At 71.8% G+C, this 16,661-nt stretch carries 11 protein-coding genes; 9 read left to right on the forward strand and 2 right to left on the reverse strand.

The window, feature by feature from the left end:
* Positions 1-35: 35 nt before the first annotated feature.
* Complete coding sequence (gabT, locus tag OG251_RS29760) at positions 36-1,376, reverse strand: 4-aminobutyrate--2-oxoglutarate transaminase (protein WP_326679983.1); 1,341 nt, start codon at positions 1,374-1,376, stop codon at positions 36-38.
* A gap of 404 nt (positions 1,377-1,780) precedes the next feature.
* On the opposite strand from gabT, the gene OG251_RS29765 reads away from it, so the two are divergent.
* From OG251_RS29765 to aroA, 5 genes are all read left to right on the forward strand, one after another.
* The gene (locus OG251_RS29765; RefSeq protein ID WP_326679984.1) at positions 1,781-4,141 is read left to right on the forward strand and encodes an ATP/GTP-binding protein; all 2,361 of its coding nucleotides are present in this window, start codon (positions 1,781-1,783) and stop codon (positions 4,139-4,141) included.
* A 100-nt stretch (positions 4,142-4,241) separates the two neighbouring features.
* Positions 4,242-5,825, forward strand: coding sequence for a PucR family transcriptional regulator (locus tag OG251_RS29770; protein ID WP_326679985.1), 1,584 nt, complete (start codon positions 4,242-4,244; stop codon positions 5,823-5,825).
* A gap of 236 nt (positions 5,826-6,061) precedes the next feature.
* Positions 6,062-7,507 carry an aldehyde dehydrogenase family protein gene (locus OG251_RS29775; protein ID WP_326679986.1) on the forward strand — a complete coding sequence of 482 codons (1,446 nt, stop codon included), beginning with the start codon at positions 6,062-6,064 and terminating at the stop codon, positions 7,505-7,507.
* Positions 7,508-7,737: 230 nt separating this feature from the next.
* Positions 7,738-9,684 (forward strand): acyl-CoA dehydrogenase family protein, encoded by a 1,947-nt coding sequence (locus OG251_RS29780; protein ID WP_326679987.1) that lies wholly within the window; start codon positions 7,738-7,740, stop codon positions 9,682-9,684.
* A gap of 91 nt (positions 9,685-9,775) precedes the next feature.
* Positions 9,776-11,011, forward strand: coding sequence for a 3-phosphoshikimate 1-carboxyvinyltransferase (aroA, locus tag OG251_RS29785; protein WP_326679988.1), 1,236 nt, complete (start codon positions 9,776-9,778; stop codon positions 11,009-11,011).
* A gap of 38 nt (positions 11,012-11,049) precedes the next feature.
* On the opposite strand, the gene OG251_RS29790 is transcribed toward aroA, so the two are convergent.
* Positions 11,050-11,858 (reverse strand): IS5 family transposase gene (locus OG251_RS29790; protein WP_326679989.1). Its coding sequence is split into 2 segments (ribosomal slippage): positions 11,050-11,519 and positions 11,519-11,858, totalling 810 coding nucleotides; the frame shifts between segments, so codons are not numbered across the junction.
* Positions 11,859-11,941: 83 nt separating this feature from the next.
* Between OG251_RS29790 and OG251_RS29795 the strand changes: the two genes are divergently transcribed.
* From OG251_RS29795 to ispG, 4 genes are all read left to right on the forward strand, one after another.
* The gene (locus OG251_RS29795; RefSeq protein WP_326679990.1) at positions 11,942-12,436 is read left to right on the forward strand and encodes a nucleotidyltransferase domain-containing protein; all 495 of its coding nucleotides are present in this window, start codon (positions 11,942-11,944) and stop codon (positions 12,434-12,436) included.
* 159 nt (positions 12,437-12,595) lie between these two features.
* Positions 12,596-13,849: a 1-deoxy-D-xylulose-5-phosphate reductoisomerase gene (gene dxr, locus OG251_RS29800; RefSeq protein WP_326679991.1), complete on the forward strand. Its 1,254-nt coding sequence runs from the start codon at positions 12,596-12,598 to the stop codon at positions 13,847-13,849.
* Positions 13,846-15,156, forward strand: a complete 1,311-nt coding sequence (locus OG251_RS29805) for a M50 family metallopeptidase (protein WP_326679992.1) — start codon at positions 13,846-13,848, stop codon at positions 15,154-15,156. The genes dxr and OG251_RS29805 overlap by 4 nt, the downstream gene beginning before the upstream one ends.
* 203 nt (positions 15,157-15,359) lie before the next feature.
* On the forward strand, positions 15,360-16,514 hold the full coding sequence (ispG, locus tag OG251_RS29810) for a flavodoxin-dependent (E)-4-hydroxy-3-methylbut-2-enyl-diphosphate synthase (RefSeq protein WP_073726742.1): 1,155 nt from the start codon (positions 15,360-15,362) through the stop codon (positions 16,512-16,514).
* Positions 16,515-16,661 lie beyond the last annotated feature (147 nt).

Raw genomic sequence — 16,661 nt, forward strand, 5'->3', positions numbered from 1 at the left:
ATGATGTCTCTTCCTCGGCCTGGGGTTCGAATCGATCAGATGCGGGCGAACGCCTGCTCGATGATGTCGAGTCCCTCGTTCAGCAGGTTCTCGCCGATCACGAGCGGCGGCAGGAAGCGCAGCACATTGCCGTACGTGCCACAGGTGAGGACCAGCAGACCCTCGGCGTGGCAGGCCCTGGCGAGCGCGGCGGCGGCCGCGGCGTTCGGGGTCTTGGCACCGGACTCCACCAGCTCGATCGCGATCATGGCGCCGCGGCCGCGGATGTCACCGATGATGTCGCCGTTCGGGAGCTTCGCCCGCATCTCGGCGAGGCGGCCCTTCATGACCTCCTCGATGCGCTTGGCCCGGCCGTTCAGGTCCAACTCACGCATGGTCTCGATGGCACCGAGCGCACCCGCGCAGGCGACCGGGTTGCCGCCGTAGGTGCCGCCCAGGCCACCGGCGTGCGCGGCGTCCATGATCTCGGCGCGCCCCGTCACGGCGGACAGCGGCAGGCCGCCCGCGATGCCCTTGGCGGTCGTGATCAGGTCCGGGACGATGCGCTCGTCCTCGCAGGCGAACCACTGGCCGGTACGGCAGAAGCCGGACTGGATCTCGTCCGCGACGAACACGATCCCGTTGTCCTTGGCGAACTGGGCGATCGCCGGGAGGAAGCCCTTGGCCGGCTCGATGAAGCCGCCCTCGCCGAGGACCGGCTCGATGATGATCGCGGCGACGTTGTCCGCGCCGATCTGCTTGGTGATCTCGTCGATGGCCTGCGCGGACGCCTCGGCGCCGGCGTTCTCGGCACCGGTCGGCCAGCGGTAGCCGTAGGCGACCGGGACACGGTAGACCTCGGGCGCGAACGGACCGAAGCCCTGCTTGTACGGCATGTTCTTCGCCGTCAGCGCCATCGTGAGGTTCGTCCGGCCGTGGTAGCCGTGGTCGAAGACGACGACGGCGGTGCGCTTCGTGTAGGCGCGGGCGATCTTCACGGCGTTCTCGACGGCCTCGGCGCCCGAGTTGAACAGCGCGGACTTCTTCGCGTGGTCGCCCGGCGTCAGCTCGGCGAGCTGCTCACAGACCTCGACGTACCCCTCGTACGGCGTGACCATGAAACAGGTGTGGGTGAAGTCGGCGAGCTGCGCGGACGCGCGGCGCACGACGGCCTCGGCGGAGGCACCCACCGACGTCACGGCGATACCCGAACCGAAGTCGATCAGCCGGTTGCCGTCCACGTCCTCGATGATCCCGCCACCGGCGCGGGCGGTGAACACCGGCAGGGTGGAGCCCACACCTGCGGCGACCGCCGCGAGACGGCGAGCCTGCAGCTCGACCGACTTCGGGCCGGGGATGGCGGTGACGACGCGTCGCTCCTGCGGAATAGCGGTCATGAGGGGCTCCTGGGGGTGTTTCGGACGCTTCTTCGTGCAGGCTAGGGGCGGGACGGCGGTGCGGGCATGCTCCGATCGGGAGTGATGGGGGCGTGTCCTTGTCCGTCGCGGACAGAAGAGGGCGCGCGGAAGCCGGGGAGGCCGTCGGCACGTGGCCGACCGCCCGGGGGCTGTCCCGTCGTCGCTGCGGGCGCGCGACGACGGCTACGGCACCTCGCGGCGTTGCCGGAACGCCCGAATGCATCCCGTATGCGGACGTCCCTCCGCCTCGCGACGCGCCGCGTCCGACGCCGCGCGCCGATCCGCCGGGGACCACGGGACAGTACTTGGCTGAACTCCCCGTGCGGGCCCACTAGATTGACCGGGGCAGTGGACGGACCTGGCTGGTCAGGGGGCAACGGTTCATGAACGACGAAGGCACGCACCGCGCACGGGGCACGAGCGCGAAACGGGTGCCCGGACCCACGCCGCCACCGCCGTCCGCGCCGCCCCGGATCGGGGCCCCGGACGAGGGGCCCCCGCTCGACGAATGGCTGCGCACCCCGCGCCGGCCGCAGGACCCGGGCATCTGGCGGTACGGATACACCCCGCGGCCCCCCGAGCGGCCCGAGGGCGTCTCCGACCGCTCCCTGGTGGTCGGCGTGGTGATCTCGCTGCTGTCCGGCCTGCTCCTGTGGTCGCTCTGGCGCAACGGCTACCTCCCCTACCGGCTGGTCCCGGTGAAGCTCTTCACCCCCGGCGACTGGTGGTACGCCGGGAGCTTCGGCGGTCCCGCGACGGTCGACGGAGCCCGTGCCCTCACCGTGTACGAGGCCGTCCTGTTCGGGCTCCTGGTCTACGGCTGCGGACGCCTGGGCAACTGGTCCGAGCTCTTCCGCCGCCATGTGGCGGACCGGGGGCAGCCCTTCCTCGCGGTGGCGGCGGCGGTGGGCGCGGGGCTGGCACAGCTGCTCGTCTGGAAGGACGCCGTGCCGGTCCTCAGGCCCGCCCTGATCCTGGCCGCCGCGGTCGTGGGCGGCGAGAACTTCCAGAGCCAGACGGTCGTGAACATCGTCTACACGGTGATCGCCGCCGCGGTGCTCTGGCCGTTCGCCCTGCTGGGGCACTGGCGCGAACTGGCCACCACCCATCTCAGGAAGCGCTCCGCCGCGCGGGCACCGGATGAGGCACTCCCCGTACCGGCGCAGGTCTCCGCCACCTCTGCCGACCGGTGGCCCGAGCTGCGGGCCGCCGGGTGGACGGACGCCGCCGACGCCCTGACCACCGAGGTGCGCACCGGCCGCATGAACGACGTCGACTGCGCACGGCTGCGCCACGCCTGGGCCGTCGGCCGGGGCCACCCCGACCGGCTCGCCGCGCTGAGCGAAGCCGTCCTGCGTGCCGGAGGCGCCGCCGCCCTGCACCCCTCGGGACGGCGCGACCTGCCCCGGCGCACCGCCCGGCACGACCTGCTCACCGGACAGGTCCGGATCGGCCGCTGCGCCGACGACGCGCACAACCCGTACGCCCGCCGGGGCGCGGGCCTGGCCCTGGACCCCACGCTGCTGGGCACCTCGCTGCTGGCGGTGGGGCCGCCCGGAGCCGGCAAGTCCGCCCGGCTGGTGCGGCCGGTCGTCGAGTCCCTCGCCCTCCAGGCCCTCGCCGGGAAGGCGGCGCTGCTCGCCGTCGGCGCCACCGGAGCGCCGCTCGGCCACGACGACGCCTACGACGTCGTCGTGGCGATCGGTGACCCCGAATCCGCCCACGACTTCGACCTGTACGGCGGCACGACCGATCCCGACGAGGCCGCGACCGTGCTCGCGGAGGGGCTGATCGGCGACGTCGGCAGCCTCGACAGCCGACGCGCCGCGACCGTACTGGCCCAGCTGCTCGGCCCCTACCGCGCCGCCCACGGCTGCTTCCCCGGCGTCCCCGAACTGCGCGAGCTCCTCGACGGCGACCCGCACCCGCTGGCCGCGCTGAGGGCGTCGCTCGAAGCGGGCGGGCACCGGGCCATGCTGCGCGAACTGGACGCCCGCGCCCGCCAGGCGGGCGGGGCGGGAGATCCCGCCCCGGTACTCGCCGACCGGATCGCCCTGCTCGACCGGCCCGCGTTCGCCGGATTCTTCACCACCGGTGAACAGGCCCGCGCCTTCTCCCTGCGCTCCCTGGAACAGCATCCGCTGCGGGTCCGTGTCGACCTCCCGGAACGCGGCCACGCGGAGGCGTCCCGGCTGCTCACCCGGCTCCTGCTCGCCCAGTTCAACGCCATCACCTCGGCCCGCACCGACCGTTCGCTCTTCGTCTGCCTCGTCCTGGACGACGCCACCCACGCCGTCACCGCCGAGACCGTCCGGGGCATCCGGCGCCTGCGCTCCGTGAACGCGGGCGTGGTCCTCGCGCTGCGGACGATCGACGACGTCCCGGAGAACCTGCACACCCCCCTGCTCGGCGCGGTCGGCTGCACCATGGCCTTCTCCGGCCTCACCACCTGGGACGGCAAGCGGTTCACCGAGGCATGGGGCAAGGAATGGGTGGAGACCCGTGAGGTCGCCCAGCACACCGTCTTCGCCGACCAGCCGTTCACCCGGGCCCTGCACGCGCTGCGCAAGCTCGTCACCGGCAAGGCCGTGACCAGGGACGCCGTGACCGTACGGCAGGTCGAGCGGGAGCGCTGGTCGGCCTCCGAGCTGGCGTACTCCGTTCCGGCCGGGCACGCGGTGCTCTCCCTGACGACGGTCGACGGCGAGCACGCGCCCCCGCTCCTGGTGGAGCTCGGCGGCTGAGAACGGTCACGGGGACCCTGCCGCCCTGGCAGAATCGAAGGTGGCCGTTCATACGGGACGGCGAAATCGACACCATCGACCTCTGAGGGTTCCCGGTCCCATGCCCCCCACGCTCGCCTCGCTCATCAAGCACCCGGCGCTCAAGCTCACGGTGCGTGCGGGGGCGGACCGGCTCGACACCCCCGTGCGCTGGGCGCACGCCAGCGAGCTCGCCGATCCCGTGCCGTACATGGACGGCGGCGAGCTCCTGCTCGTCACCGCCACCAACCTCGACGCCGAGAACGCCGAGGCGATGCGCCGGTACGTGCGGCGGCTGGCCGGAGCCGGAGTGGCCGGGGTCGGCTTCGCGGTCGGCGTCACCTACGACGACATCCCGCAGGCACTCGTCGACGCCGCCGACGAGGCCGGGATGCCGCTCCTCGAAGTCCCGCGCCGCACCCCGTTCCTCGCCATCAGCAAGGCCGTCTCCGCCGCCATCGCCGCCGACCAGTACCGCGCCGTCACCGCGGGCTTCGAGGCCCAGCGCGAACTGACCAGGGCCGCGCTCGCCGGGGACGGTCCCGCCGATCTCCTCACCCGGCTCGCCGCGCACGTCGACGGCTGGGCCGCCCTGTACGACACCTCGGGCGCCGTCGTCGCCGCCGCGCCCGACTGGGCCGCCCGCCGCGCCGCCCGGCTCACCCCGGACGTGGAGCGCCTACGGGAGCGGCCCGCGCCGGCCAGCGTGGTCGTCGGCGGCACCGACGACCGGGTCGAGCTCCAGTCGCTGGGCACCGGACGCCGGGCCCGCGGCGCCCTGGCCGTCGGCACCGGGGCCGCGCTGGGGACCGCCGAGCGGTACGCCGTGCACTCGGCCGTCGCCCTGCTGACCCTGACCACCGCCCGCTCCCGCTCGCTCCAGGGCGCCGAGCAGCGGCTCGGCGCGGCGGTCCTGCGCATGCTGCTGGCCGGGGAGTCCGACCATGCGCGGGCCGTCGCCGGAGACCTGTACGGCGGGCTGCTGGACGCCCCGTTCCGGCTGCTGATCGCCGAGTCCACCGCACCGGCCGGATCCGAACCGCTCGCCGGGACGATGGAGGCCGCCGCCGCCCGGTCCGGCGAGACACTGCTCATGGTCCCCGAGGGCGAACGCCTGGTGGTCCTGGCCGCGGACGGCGGCGCGGCGGTCGCCGCCTGCACCGCGTACGCCGAGGCCCAGGACGGGCGCCCGGCCCGCGAGCCGGGCACCGAGGAGGGCGAGGTCGTCGTGGGCCTGTCCGCCCCGGCCGGACCGATCGCCGTGTCCGCCGCGTACAAGCAGGCCGAGCAGTCCCTCTCGGTCGCCCGCCGACGGGGCAGGGCCCTGGTCGAGCACGAGGAGCTGGCGGCGGGCTCGGTGCTGCCGCTGCTGGCCGACGACGCGGTACGGGCCTTCGCGGACGGGATGCTCCGTGCGCTGCACGAGCACGACGCGAAGGGCCGCGGCGACCTCGTCGCCTCCCTGCGCGCCTGGCTCTCCCGGCACGGCCAGTGGGACGCCGCCGCCGCGGACCTGGGCGTGCACCGGCACACCCTGCGCTACCGGATGCGCCGGGTGGAGGAGATCCTGGGCCGTTCGCTCGACGATCCGGATGCCCGGATGGAGCTGTGGCTGGCCCTCAAGGCGACGGCGGCGGGCACGACGACGGGACCCGCGCCGAAGTGAACGACCCGCCGGCGGGACGGTAGCCCGTCGCCCGGACGCCGCGCGGAGAACCGGAACCGGAGAACCGGAACCGGAGAACCGGCCTCCTCCTGCGACAATTCGGAGCACGGCCGCCCCCGTGTACTCCACCCCGGACAAACGCTTTGAGCGCCCCGCCGCCCTACCGTGGGACACCAGTGGGGAGCCTTCCGGGCGCCCGCGATCTCCGTCACGACCTCCGAAGGGCCGGAACCGCCATGACTTCCACCCACGCCTTCTGGCTGGCCGGCCGCCGGGCCACCGGCGAGGACAGCTTCGACGTCACCAACCCCTACGACGGCCGTCTCGTCGGCACGGTCAGCGTGCCGACCGACGCGCAGATCGAGGAGGCCGTCGCCGCCGCGCACGCCGTACGGGACGAGTTCGCCGCGACCCCGGCGCACGTCAGGGCCGCCGCCCTCGACCACGTCGTACGGCGTCTCGTGGAGCGCACCGAGGAGATCGCCCAGCTGATCTCGGCCGAGAACGGCAAGCCCATCAAGTGGGCCCGCGGCGAGGTCGGCCGGGCCGTCTCGGTGTTCCGCTTCGCCTCCGAGGAGGCCCGTCGCTTCAACGGCGGCGACGCCCAGCGGCTGGACACCGACGCCGGCGGCACCGGCCGCCTCGGGCTGACCCGGCGCTTCCCGCGCGGCGCCGTCCTCGGTATCGCGCCGTTCAACTTCCCGCTCAACCTGAGCGCCCACAAGGTCGCCCCGGCCATCGCCGTCGGCGCCCCGATCATCCTGAAGCCCGCCCCGGCGACCCCGATCTCCTCGCTGATCCTGGGCGAACTGCTGGCCGAGACCGACCTCCCGGCCGGTTCCTGGTCCGTGCTGACGGTGCCCAACGACCGCATGCCCGCCCTGGTGAAGGACGAGCGGCTGCCCGTGATCTCCTTCACCGGCTCGGGCCCGGTCGGCTACTCGATCATGGAGTCGGTGCCCCGCAAGCACTGCACCCTGGAGCTCGGCGGCAACGGCGCGGCGGTCGTGCTCGGTGACTACGCCTCCGACGCCGACCTGGACTGGGCCGCCACCCGGATCGCGACCTTCTCCAACTACCAGGGCGGTCAGTCCTGCATCTCGGTGCAGCGCGTCATCGCGGACGCCTCGGTCTACGACCGGCTCGTCCCGAAGATCGTCTCCGCCGTCGAGGCGCTGGTGACCGGCGACCCCGCCGACGCGGCCACCGATGTCGGCCCGCTGGTCAGCGAGGACGCCGCCAAGCGCGTCGAGTCCTGGGTCGACGAGGCCGTCGGGGCCGGGGCGGCGCTGCTGACCGGCGGCAAGCGCGACGGGGCCACCTACGCCCCGACCGTGCTCACCGGCCTCCCGGCCGAGGTGAAGCTCTCCTGCGAGGAGGTCTTCGGCCCGGTCATGTCCGTTCAGAAGGTGGACGGAGAGGCCGAGGCCTTCGCCGCCGTCAACTCCTCCAAGTACGGCCTCCAGGCGGGCGTGTTCACGCACGATCTGCAGACCGCCTTCCGCGCCCACCGCGCCCTGGAGGTGGGCGGCGTGATCATCGGCGACGTCCCCTCGTACCGCGCGGACCAGATGCCGTACGGCGGAGCCAAGCAGTCCGGCGTCGGCCGCGAGGGCGTGCGGTACGCGATGGACGACTACACCTACGAGCGCGTCCTGGTCCTCACCGGCCTCGCGCTCTAGACGGGGCCGCAGGCCCTCAGGAACCACCCGCCCGCATTCCGCCCGGACAGCACGACGGCGGGCGGGGTGTGCGAACGGTCCGAGCCCACTGTGCGGGGGCTCGGACCGTTCGCGCTGCCCGCCGCAGGGGTGGTGCGTACCGCCGTGATCAGGTACATACGGACAAGAAGTACCCATCGAAATCGGTACGTACGGTCCATCGGCCCCCCACGCGGCGAGGTGAGCTCCTCATGTCCGCCCCACCCCACACGTCCCAGGCCCCCAAAGTCACCGAGCGTGAAGCGCGCCGGGTGGCCGAGGCGGCCCGCGAGCAGGACTGGCACCGGCCCAGCTTCGCCAAGGAACTCTTCCTGGGCCGCTTCCGGCTCGACCTGATCCACCCGCACCCCCTGCCGCCCCCGGACGACGTCCGGCGCGGCGAGGAGTTCCTGGCCCGGCTGCGGACGTTCTGCGAGACGAGCGTCGACAGCGCCCTGATCGAGCGCGAGGCGAAGATCCCCGACGAGGTGGTCAACGGGCTCAAGGAGCTCGGCGCACTCGGCATGAAGATCGACACGAAGTACGGCGGGCTCGGCCTCACCCAGGTGTACTACAACAGGGCGCTCGCCCTCGTCGGCTCGGCCAACCCCTCGCTCGGCGCACTGCTCTCCGCCCATCAGTCGATCGGCGTACCGCAGCCGCTGAAGATCTTCGGCACCCAGGAGCAGAAGGACACCTTCCTGCCCCGGCTGGCCCGCACCGACATCTCGGCCTTCCTCCTCACCGAACCCGATGTCGGCTCCGACCCGGCCCGGCTCGCGACCTCCGCCGTGCCGGACGGGGACGACTACGTCCTGGACGGCGTGAAGCTGTGGACCACCAACGGGGTCGTCGCCGATCTGCTGGTCGTCATGGCCCGCGTTCCCGAGTCCGAGGGGCACCGGGGCGGCATCACCGCGTTCATCGTCGAGGCGGACGCCCCCGGCATCACCGTGGAGAACCGCAACGCCTTCATGGGGCTGCGCGGCATCGAGAACGGCGTGACCCGTTTCCACCGCGTCCGCGTCCCCGCCGCCAACCGGATCGGCCCCGAGGGCGCCGGTCTCAAGATCGCCCTCACCACGCTCAACACCGGGCGCCTCTCCCTGCCCGCGATGTGCGTCGGCGCCGGGAAGTGGTGTCTGAAGATCGCCCGCGAATGGTCGGCCGTGCGCGAACAGTGGGGCAGACCGGTCGCCCGGCACGAAGCGGTCGGCGCGAAGATCTCCTTCATCGCCGCCACCACCTTCGCGCTGGAGGCCGTCGTCGACCTCTCCTCCCAGATGGCCGACGAGGACCGCAACGACATCCGGATCGAAGCGGCCCTCGCCAAGCTGTACGGCTCCGAGATGGGCTGGCTGATCGCCGACGAACTCGTCCAGATCCGCGGCGGGCGCGGCTTCGAGACCGCCGACTCCCTCGCCGCCCGCGGCGAGCGCGCAGTCCCCGCCGAGCAACTGCTCCGCGACATGCGCATCAACCGGATCTTCGAGGGCTCCACCGAGATCATGCATCTGCTGATCGCCCGGGAGGCCGTCGACGCCCATCTGAAGGTCGCGGGCGACATCATCGACCCGGACAAGCCGTTGTCGGCCAAGGCGAAGGCGGGCGCGAACGCGGCCGGCTTCTACGCCCGCTGGCTTCCGGGGCTCGTCACCGGAGCGGGCCAACTCCCGCGTACCTACGGCGAATTCCACCCCGCGGGCCACCCCGACCTCGCCACCCATCTGCGCTTCGTCGAACGCTCCGCCCGCAAACTGGCCCGGTCCACGTTCTACGCGATGTCGCGCTGGCAGGGCCGCATGGAGACCAAGCAGGGCTTCCTCGGCCGGATCGTCGACATCGGCGCCGAACTCTTCGCGATGAGCGCCGCCTGCGTGCGCGCCGAACTCCTGCGGAGCGGCGGTGAACACGGCCGCGAGGCCTACCAGCTCGCCGACGTCTTCTGCCACCAGTCCCGGATCCGGGTCGAGGAGCTGTTCACCCGCCTCTGGTCCAACACCGACGACCTCGACCGCCGGGTGGTCGACGGCGTGCTGGCCGGGAGGTACACCTGGCTGGAGGAGGGCATCGTCGACCCGAGCGGAGACGGCCCCTGGATCGCCGACGCCACGCCGGGAGCGTCCACGAAGGAGAACCTCCACCGGCCGATCGGCTGAGGGCGGTCCGCCGAGCGAGGTACGGGCGGGGCGCGTCCAGCGAGTGGACGCGCCCCGCCCGGCCGCCCGGCGCACGGCAGGATGGGGGACCGTGACCGTCATCCACATCCCCGGCTCCAAGTCCGTCACCGCGCGCGCCCTGTTCCTGGCCGCCGCGGCGGACGGCACCACCACCCTCGTGCGCCCCCTGCGTTCGGACGACACCGAGGGCTTCACCGAAGGGCTGACCCGCCTCGGATACGCGGTCACCCGGGAGCCGGACCGCTGGCACGTCGAAGGCCGCCCGGCCGGACCCGCCGCCACCGACGCCGACGTCCACTGCCGCGACGGAGCCACCACCGCCCGCTTCCTGCCGACGCTCGTCTCCGCCGCCGCCGGGGGCACCTACCGCTTCGACGCCTCCGCGCAGATGCGCCGCCGGCCGCTCGCCCCGCTCACCGGGGCCCTGCGCACCCTCGGCGTGGACCTGCGGCACGACGAGGCCGAGGGCCACCACCCGCTGCGCATCCACGCCGGTGGCGTCAGGGGCGGCGAACTGACCCTGGACGCGGGGGAGTCCTCCCAGTACCTCACCGCCCTGCTGATGCTCGGCCCGCTCACCGCCGAGGGCCTGCGCATCGAGGTCACCGAGCTGGTCTCGGCGCCGTACATCGAGATCACCCTCGCGATGATGCGCGCCTTCGGGGCCGAGGCCGCCAGGGAGGGGAACACCTTCACCGTCCCGTCCGGCGGCTACCGGGCCACCACCTACGCCGTCGAACCCGACGCCTCCACCGCGAGCTACTTCTTCGCCGCGGCGGCCCTCTCGGGCCGTGAGGTCACCGTCCCCGGGCTCGGCACCGGAGCACTCCAGGGCGACCTGCGCTTCGTCGACGTCCTGCGCCGGATGGGCGCCGAGGTCCGCACCACGGCCGACGCCACGACCGTCCGCTCCGACGGCACCCTGCGCGGGCTCACCGTCAACATGCGCGACATCTCCGACACGATGCCGACCCTGGCCGCCATCGCACCCTTCGCCGACGCACCGGTGCGGATCGAGGACGTCGCCAACACCCGGGTCAAGGAGTGCGACCGGCTGGAGGCGTGCGCCGAGAACCTGCGCCGCATGGGCATCACCGTCCACACGGGACACGACTGGATCGAGATCCACCCCGGCACCCCCCGCCCCACCGAGATAGCCACCCACGGAGACCACCGCATCGTCATGTCGTTCGCGGTCGCCGGACTGCGGACGCCGGGTCTGACGTTCGACGACCCCGGCTGCGTACGCAAGACGTTCCCGGAGTTCCACGAGACCTTCGCCGGGTTCGCCGCGGAGCGAAAATAACCGGGCCCGTCGGCCGCGGACAGCCCTTACTGATCGTTTCAGAATGAGGTCCGGAGTCGCCTCAAGCAGATGATGCTGCAGGCGAGTTGGAGTAGCCCGAGGTGGAGGTCGGCTCGTATCTCGTAACGGATGCGGAGTCTTTTGAACTGGTGGAGCCAGGCGAAGGTGCGCTCGACGACCCACCGGGTCTTGCCCAGTCCTGAGCCGTGCGGGGTGCCGCGGCGGGCGATCTTGGGTGTGATCCCACGTGCGCGGACGAGACGGCGGTATTTGTCGTAGTCGTACCCGCGGTCGGCGAACAGTCGCCGGGGTCGGTGGCGTGGCCGGCCGCGCAGTCCGCGAATGTGGGGTATGGCGTCCAGCAGGGGCATGAGCTGGGTGACGTCGTGGCGGTTCCCGCTGGTCAGAGAGACGGCGAGCGGAGTTCCGTGCCGGTCGACGATCAAGTGGTGCTTGCTGCCGGGCCGGGCCCGGTCGACCGGCGAAGGTCCGGTGTGAGTCCCCCTTTGAGGGCCCTGACGTGCGAGCCGTCGATCGAGGCGTCGTCCATCTCCAGCAGGCCCTCTTTACGTAGTTCCGCCAGGAGAACCTCGTGCAGGCGGGGCCATACGCCGGCTTCGGTCCAGTCCCGCAGGCGCCGCCAGGCCGTCACCCCGCTGCAGCCCACCAGCTCCGCGGGAACGTCCCGCCAGCTCACACTCTTGCGCAGCACGTAAACGATGCCCCGCAGAGCAGCACGGTCATTGGCCGGCAGCCGCCCGGGATACCGGTGCCGCCGAGGCGGACGAACCGGAAGCAGCGGAGCTATGCGTTCCCACAGGTCATCAGGCACAAGGTCAGCAGACACCCACCAGATCCTGCCGACCCAACGTCCAACTGCCAAGCCACTACACCGATCTCATTCTGAAACGATCAGTTAGCCTCGTGTCCATGATGTCCCGTGACGATCTGCTGTCCATCCTCGAACTGCTGCACCGTGCGGGCACGGAGGTGGTGCTCGCCGGAGGCTGGGGCGTCGATGCCCTGCTCGGCGAGCAGACCCGTGAGCACCGCGACGTCGACCTGCTGCACCACCGTGACCAGGAGCCCGCCGTCGTCGCCGTGCTGACGGCGGCCGGCTACACCGAGACGCTGGACTGGCGTCCCGCGCGCTTCGTCCTCAGCCACCCGTCGGGGCTGGAGATCGACCTGCATCCGTTGGAGTTCGCCCCCGACGGCTCCGCGCTCCAGTCCTCGCTCGACCCCGCCGAGCCCTACCACTACCCGGCCGAGTGCTTCGTCACCGGCACCATCGGGGGCACCGAGGTGCGCTGCATCTCGGCCGAGCAGCAGGCGCTGTTCCACCAGGGGTACGAACCGGCCGACCGCGACCGCCACGACATGGAACAGCTGCGGCTGAGGTTCGGCATCGAGACCCCCGTCTGACCGCCGCCGCGGAGCCCGGCGGCCCGCTCCGGTCCCGCTGCGCCACCCGCGGCCGCGGAACGGAGCGGACGGCGGGCGCGCAGCGGAATCCCCGCGCCGCGCACAGCGGATCGGGACGCACTGTCCGACCACACAGGTGAAGCGGCAACAATGGGGGGCATGAGCGACAGCCCTGCCCCCCTCGCCGACCCGCATCTCGTCTTCGACGCCGCTGAAGGACGCCGGGATCTCGTGATCCTCGGCTCCACCGGGTCCATCGGCACCCAGGCCATCGACCTGGTGCTGCGCAACCCCGACCGCTTCCGCGTCACCGCGCTCTCGGCCGCGGGCGGCCGGGTCGCCCTCCTTGCCGAGCAGGCGCGGAAACTGCGGGTGCGTACGGTGGCGGTCGCCGCCGAGGACGCGGTACCGGCCCTGCGCGAGGCCCTGCGGGAGCGGTACGGGGCCGACGAGCCCCTCCCCGAGATCCTGGCCGGACCCGAGGCGGCCACCCGGCTCGCCGCGAGCGACTGCCACACCGTGCTGAACGGGATCACCGGCTCCATCGGGCTCGCCCCGACCCTCGCCGCCCTGGAGGCGGGCCGCACCCTCGCCCTCGCCAACAAGGAGTCGCTGATCGTCGGCGGCCCGCTGGTGAAGGCGCTCGCCGCCCCCGGCCAGATCATTCCGGTCGACTCCGAGCACGCCGCGCTCTTCCAGGCGCTGGCCGCCGGGACCCGCGCCGATGTCCGCAAGCTCGTCGTCACCGCGTCCGGCGGCCCCTTCCGGGGACGCACGCGGAGCGATCTGGCCGACGTCACCCGGGAACAGGCCCTCGCCCACCCGACCTGGGCCATGGGCCCGGTCATCACGATCAACTCCGCGACCCTGGTCAACAAGGGACTGGAGGTCATCGAGGCGCATCTCCTCTACGACATTCCGTTCGACCGGATCGAGGTCGTGGTCCACCCGCAGTCGTACGTCCATTCCATGGTGGAGTTCACCGACGGCTCCACGCTCGCCCAGGCCACCCCGCCGGACATGCGCGGCCCGATCGCCATCGGCCTCGGCTGGCCGCAGCGCATCCCGGACGCCGCACCGGCCTTCGACTGGTCGAAGGCGGCCAGCTGGGAGTTCTACCCGCTGGACAACGAGGCTTTCCCGTCCGTCGGTCTCGCCAGGCACGTCGGTACGCTCGGCGGCACCGCGCCCGCGGTCTTCAACGCCGCGAACGAGGAGTGCGTGGACGCATTCCTCGCAGGACGGCTTCCCTTCAACGGAATCATGGATACCGTCACCGCTGTGGTGTCCGAACACGGCACCCCTGCCCCGGGAACTTCGCTGACGGTCGCGGACGTCCTCGATGCGGAGACCTGGGCCCGTGCCCGGGCCCGGGAACTCTCGGCGAAAGCGACAGCGGAGGCGCGCGCATGAGTCTGACCACGATCCTGTTGACGATCCTGGGGATCGTCATCTTCGCCGTGGGCCTGTTGTTCTCGATCGCCTGGCACGAGCTGGGACACCTCTCGACCGCCAAACTCTTCGGCATCCGGGTACCGCAGTACATGGTCGGCTTCGGCCCGACCGTCTGGTCGCGGAAGAAGGGCGACACCGAGTACGGGATCAAGGCCATCCCGGCGGGCGGCTACATCCGCATGATCGGCATGTTCCCGCCCGGACCGGACGGCCGCATCGAAGCGCGCTCGACCTCGCCCTGGCGCGGGATGATCGAGGACGCCAGGTCCGCCGCCTTCGAGGAGCTCGAACCGGGCGACGAGACGCGGCTCTTCTACACGCGCAAACCGTGGAAGCGCGTCATCGTGATGTTCGCCGGACCGTTCATGAACCTGGTCCTGGCGATCGCGATCTTCCTCGGTGTGGCGATGACCTTCGGCTTCCAGACCCAGACCACCGAGGTCGCGGGCGTCCAGAAGTGCGTGATCTCGCAGAGCGACAAGCGCGACACCTGCAAGAAGTCCGACCCCGTCTCACCGGCGCAGGCCGCCGGACTGCAGAAGGGCGACCGGATCGTCGCCTTCGACGGCAAGAAGGTCGACGACTGGGCGACGCTCTCCGACCGCATCCGCGAGACCATCGGCCCCGCCACCCTCACCGTGCGGCGCGACGGTCAGGAAGTGACCCTGCACGCGGTGCTGCGCGAGAACGCCGTGGCGAAGAAGGACTCCAACGGCGAGGTCGTGCCCGACCAGTACATCAAGGCCGGCTACCTGGGCTTCGCCGCGCAGTCCGAGATCGTGCCGCTCTCCTTCGGCGACTCGGTCGACCGCATGGGCGACATGATGGAGAACGGCGTCCACTCGATGATCGCCCTGCCCTCCAAGATCCCGGATCTCTGGGACGCGGCCTTCGGCGACGGGGACCGCGCCGACGACTCCCCGGTCGGGGTGGTCGGCGCGGCCAGGATCGGCGGCGAGGTGATGACGCTGGACGTCCCGGCGCAGAACCAGATCGCGATGATGCTGTTCCTGCTGGCCGGATTCAATCTCTCGCTGTTCCTGTTCAACATGCTCCCGCTGCTCCCGCTGGACGGCGGACACATCGCGGGCGCCCTGTGGGAGGCCGTGCGCCGCAATGTGGCCAAGGTCTTCAAGCGTCCCGACCCGGGCCCGTTCGACGTGGCGAAGCTGATGCCGGTCGCCTATGTCGTCGCGGGGATCTTCATCTGCTTCACCCTGCTGGTCCTGGTCGCCGACATCGTGAACCCGGTGAAGATCTCCTGACCGCACCGTCCGCCCCGGCAGTCGCTCAGGTGGCCGCCGGACACACACCCGGTGTCCGGCGGGCCGTCACCGGATTGCCCGGGCGACGTGATGCGTCCGCCCCGGCTCCGGTGCCGTAACCTCGAAGGCCGGGGCCCGCCGATCCCGGGACCCCTGCCCACCTTGATCCGCACCTTGATCCACACCTTGGGGATGCTCAGCGCATGACTGCGATTTCTCTCGGAATGCCGGCCGTTCCGACCAAGCTCGCCGACCGAAGGGTCAGTCGAAAGATCCAGGTCGGATCGGTCGCGGTCGGCGGGGACGCACCCGTGTCCGTGCAGTCGATGACGACGACGCGTACGTCGGACATCGGTGCGACGCTCCAGCAGATCGCCGAGCTGACGGCCTCCGGCTGCCAGATCGTGCGGGTGGCCTGCCCGACGCAGGACGACGCCGACGCGCTGGCGACGATCGCACGGAAGTCGCAGCTCCCGGTCATCGCTGACATCCACTTCCAGCCGAAGTACGTCTTCGCGGCGATCGACGCGGGCTGCGCGGCGGTCCGGGTGAACCCGGGCAACATCAAGCAGTTCGACGACAAGGTCAAGGAGATCGCCAAGGCGGCCGGTGACGCGGGTACGCCGATCCGGATCGGTGTGAACGCGGGCTCGCTGGACGCGCGGCTGCTGAAGAAGTACGGCAAGGCCACCCCCGAGGCTCTGGTGGAGTCGGCGCTGTGGGAGGCGTCGCTCTTCGAGGAGCACGGCTTCGGCGACATCAAGATCTCGGTGAAGCACAACGACCCGGTCGTCATGGTCAACGCCTACCGTCAGCTGGCCGCGCAGAGCGACTACCCGCTGCACCTCGGTGTGACCGAGGCCGGCCCGGCGTTCCAGGGCACGATCAAGTCGGCCGTCGCGTTCGGCGCGCTGCTCTCGGAGGGCATCGGGGACACGATCCGGGTGTCCCTGTCGGCGCCGCCGGTCGAGGAGGTCAAGGTCGGCCTGCAGATCCTGGAGGCGCTGAACCTGAAGCAGCGGCGGCTGGAGATCGTGTCCTGCCCCTCGTGCGGCCGGGCGCAGGTGGATGTGTACAAGCTGGCGGACCAGGTCAGTGCCGGTCTTGAGGGCATGGAGGTCCCGCTGCGGGTCGCCGTGATGGGCTGTGTCGTCAACGGTCCCGGTGAGGCCCGTGAGGCGGACCTCGGGGTGGCCTCCGGGAACGGCAAGGGCCAGATCTTCGTGAAGGGCGAGGTCATCAAGACCGTACCGGAATCGAAGATCGTCGAGACCCTCATCGAAGAAGCCCTGAAGATCGCCGAGCAGATGGAGAAGGACGGCATCCCGTCCGGCGAACCCGAGGTCTCCATCAGCTGACCCGCAGCTCAATACCGTTGCCGCGCCCCGCCGGACCCCGTGTCCCGCGGGGCGCGGCCGTCTCCGGGCGGGCCCGTGCCCGGAGCACCGCCCGGTCCCGTACCCGCATGCGAGCGGCGCCCCACAGCCTTGTTCGGTACAGTGCGG

Source organism: Streptomyces sp. NBC_01237, assembly GCF_035917275.1.
In the GTDB taxonomy this organism is placed as follows: domain Bacteria; phylum Actinomycetota; class Actinomycetes; order Streptomycetales; family Streptomycetaceae; genus Streptomyces.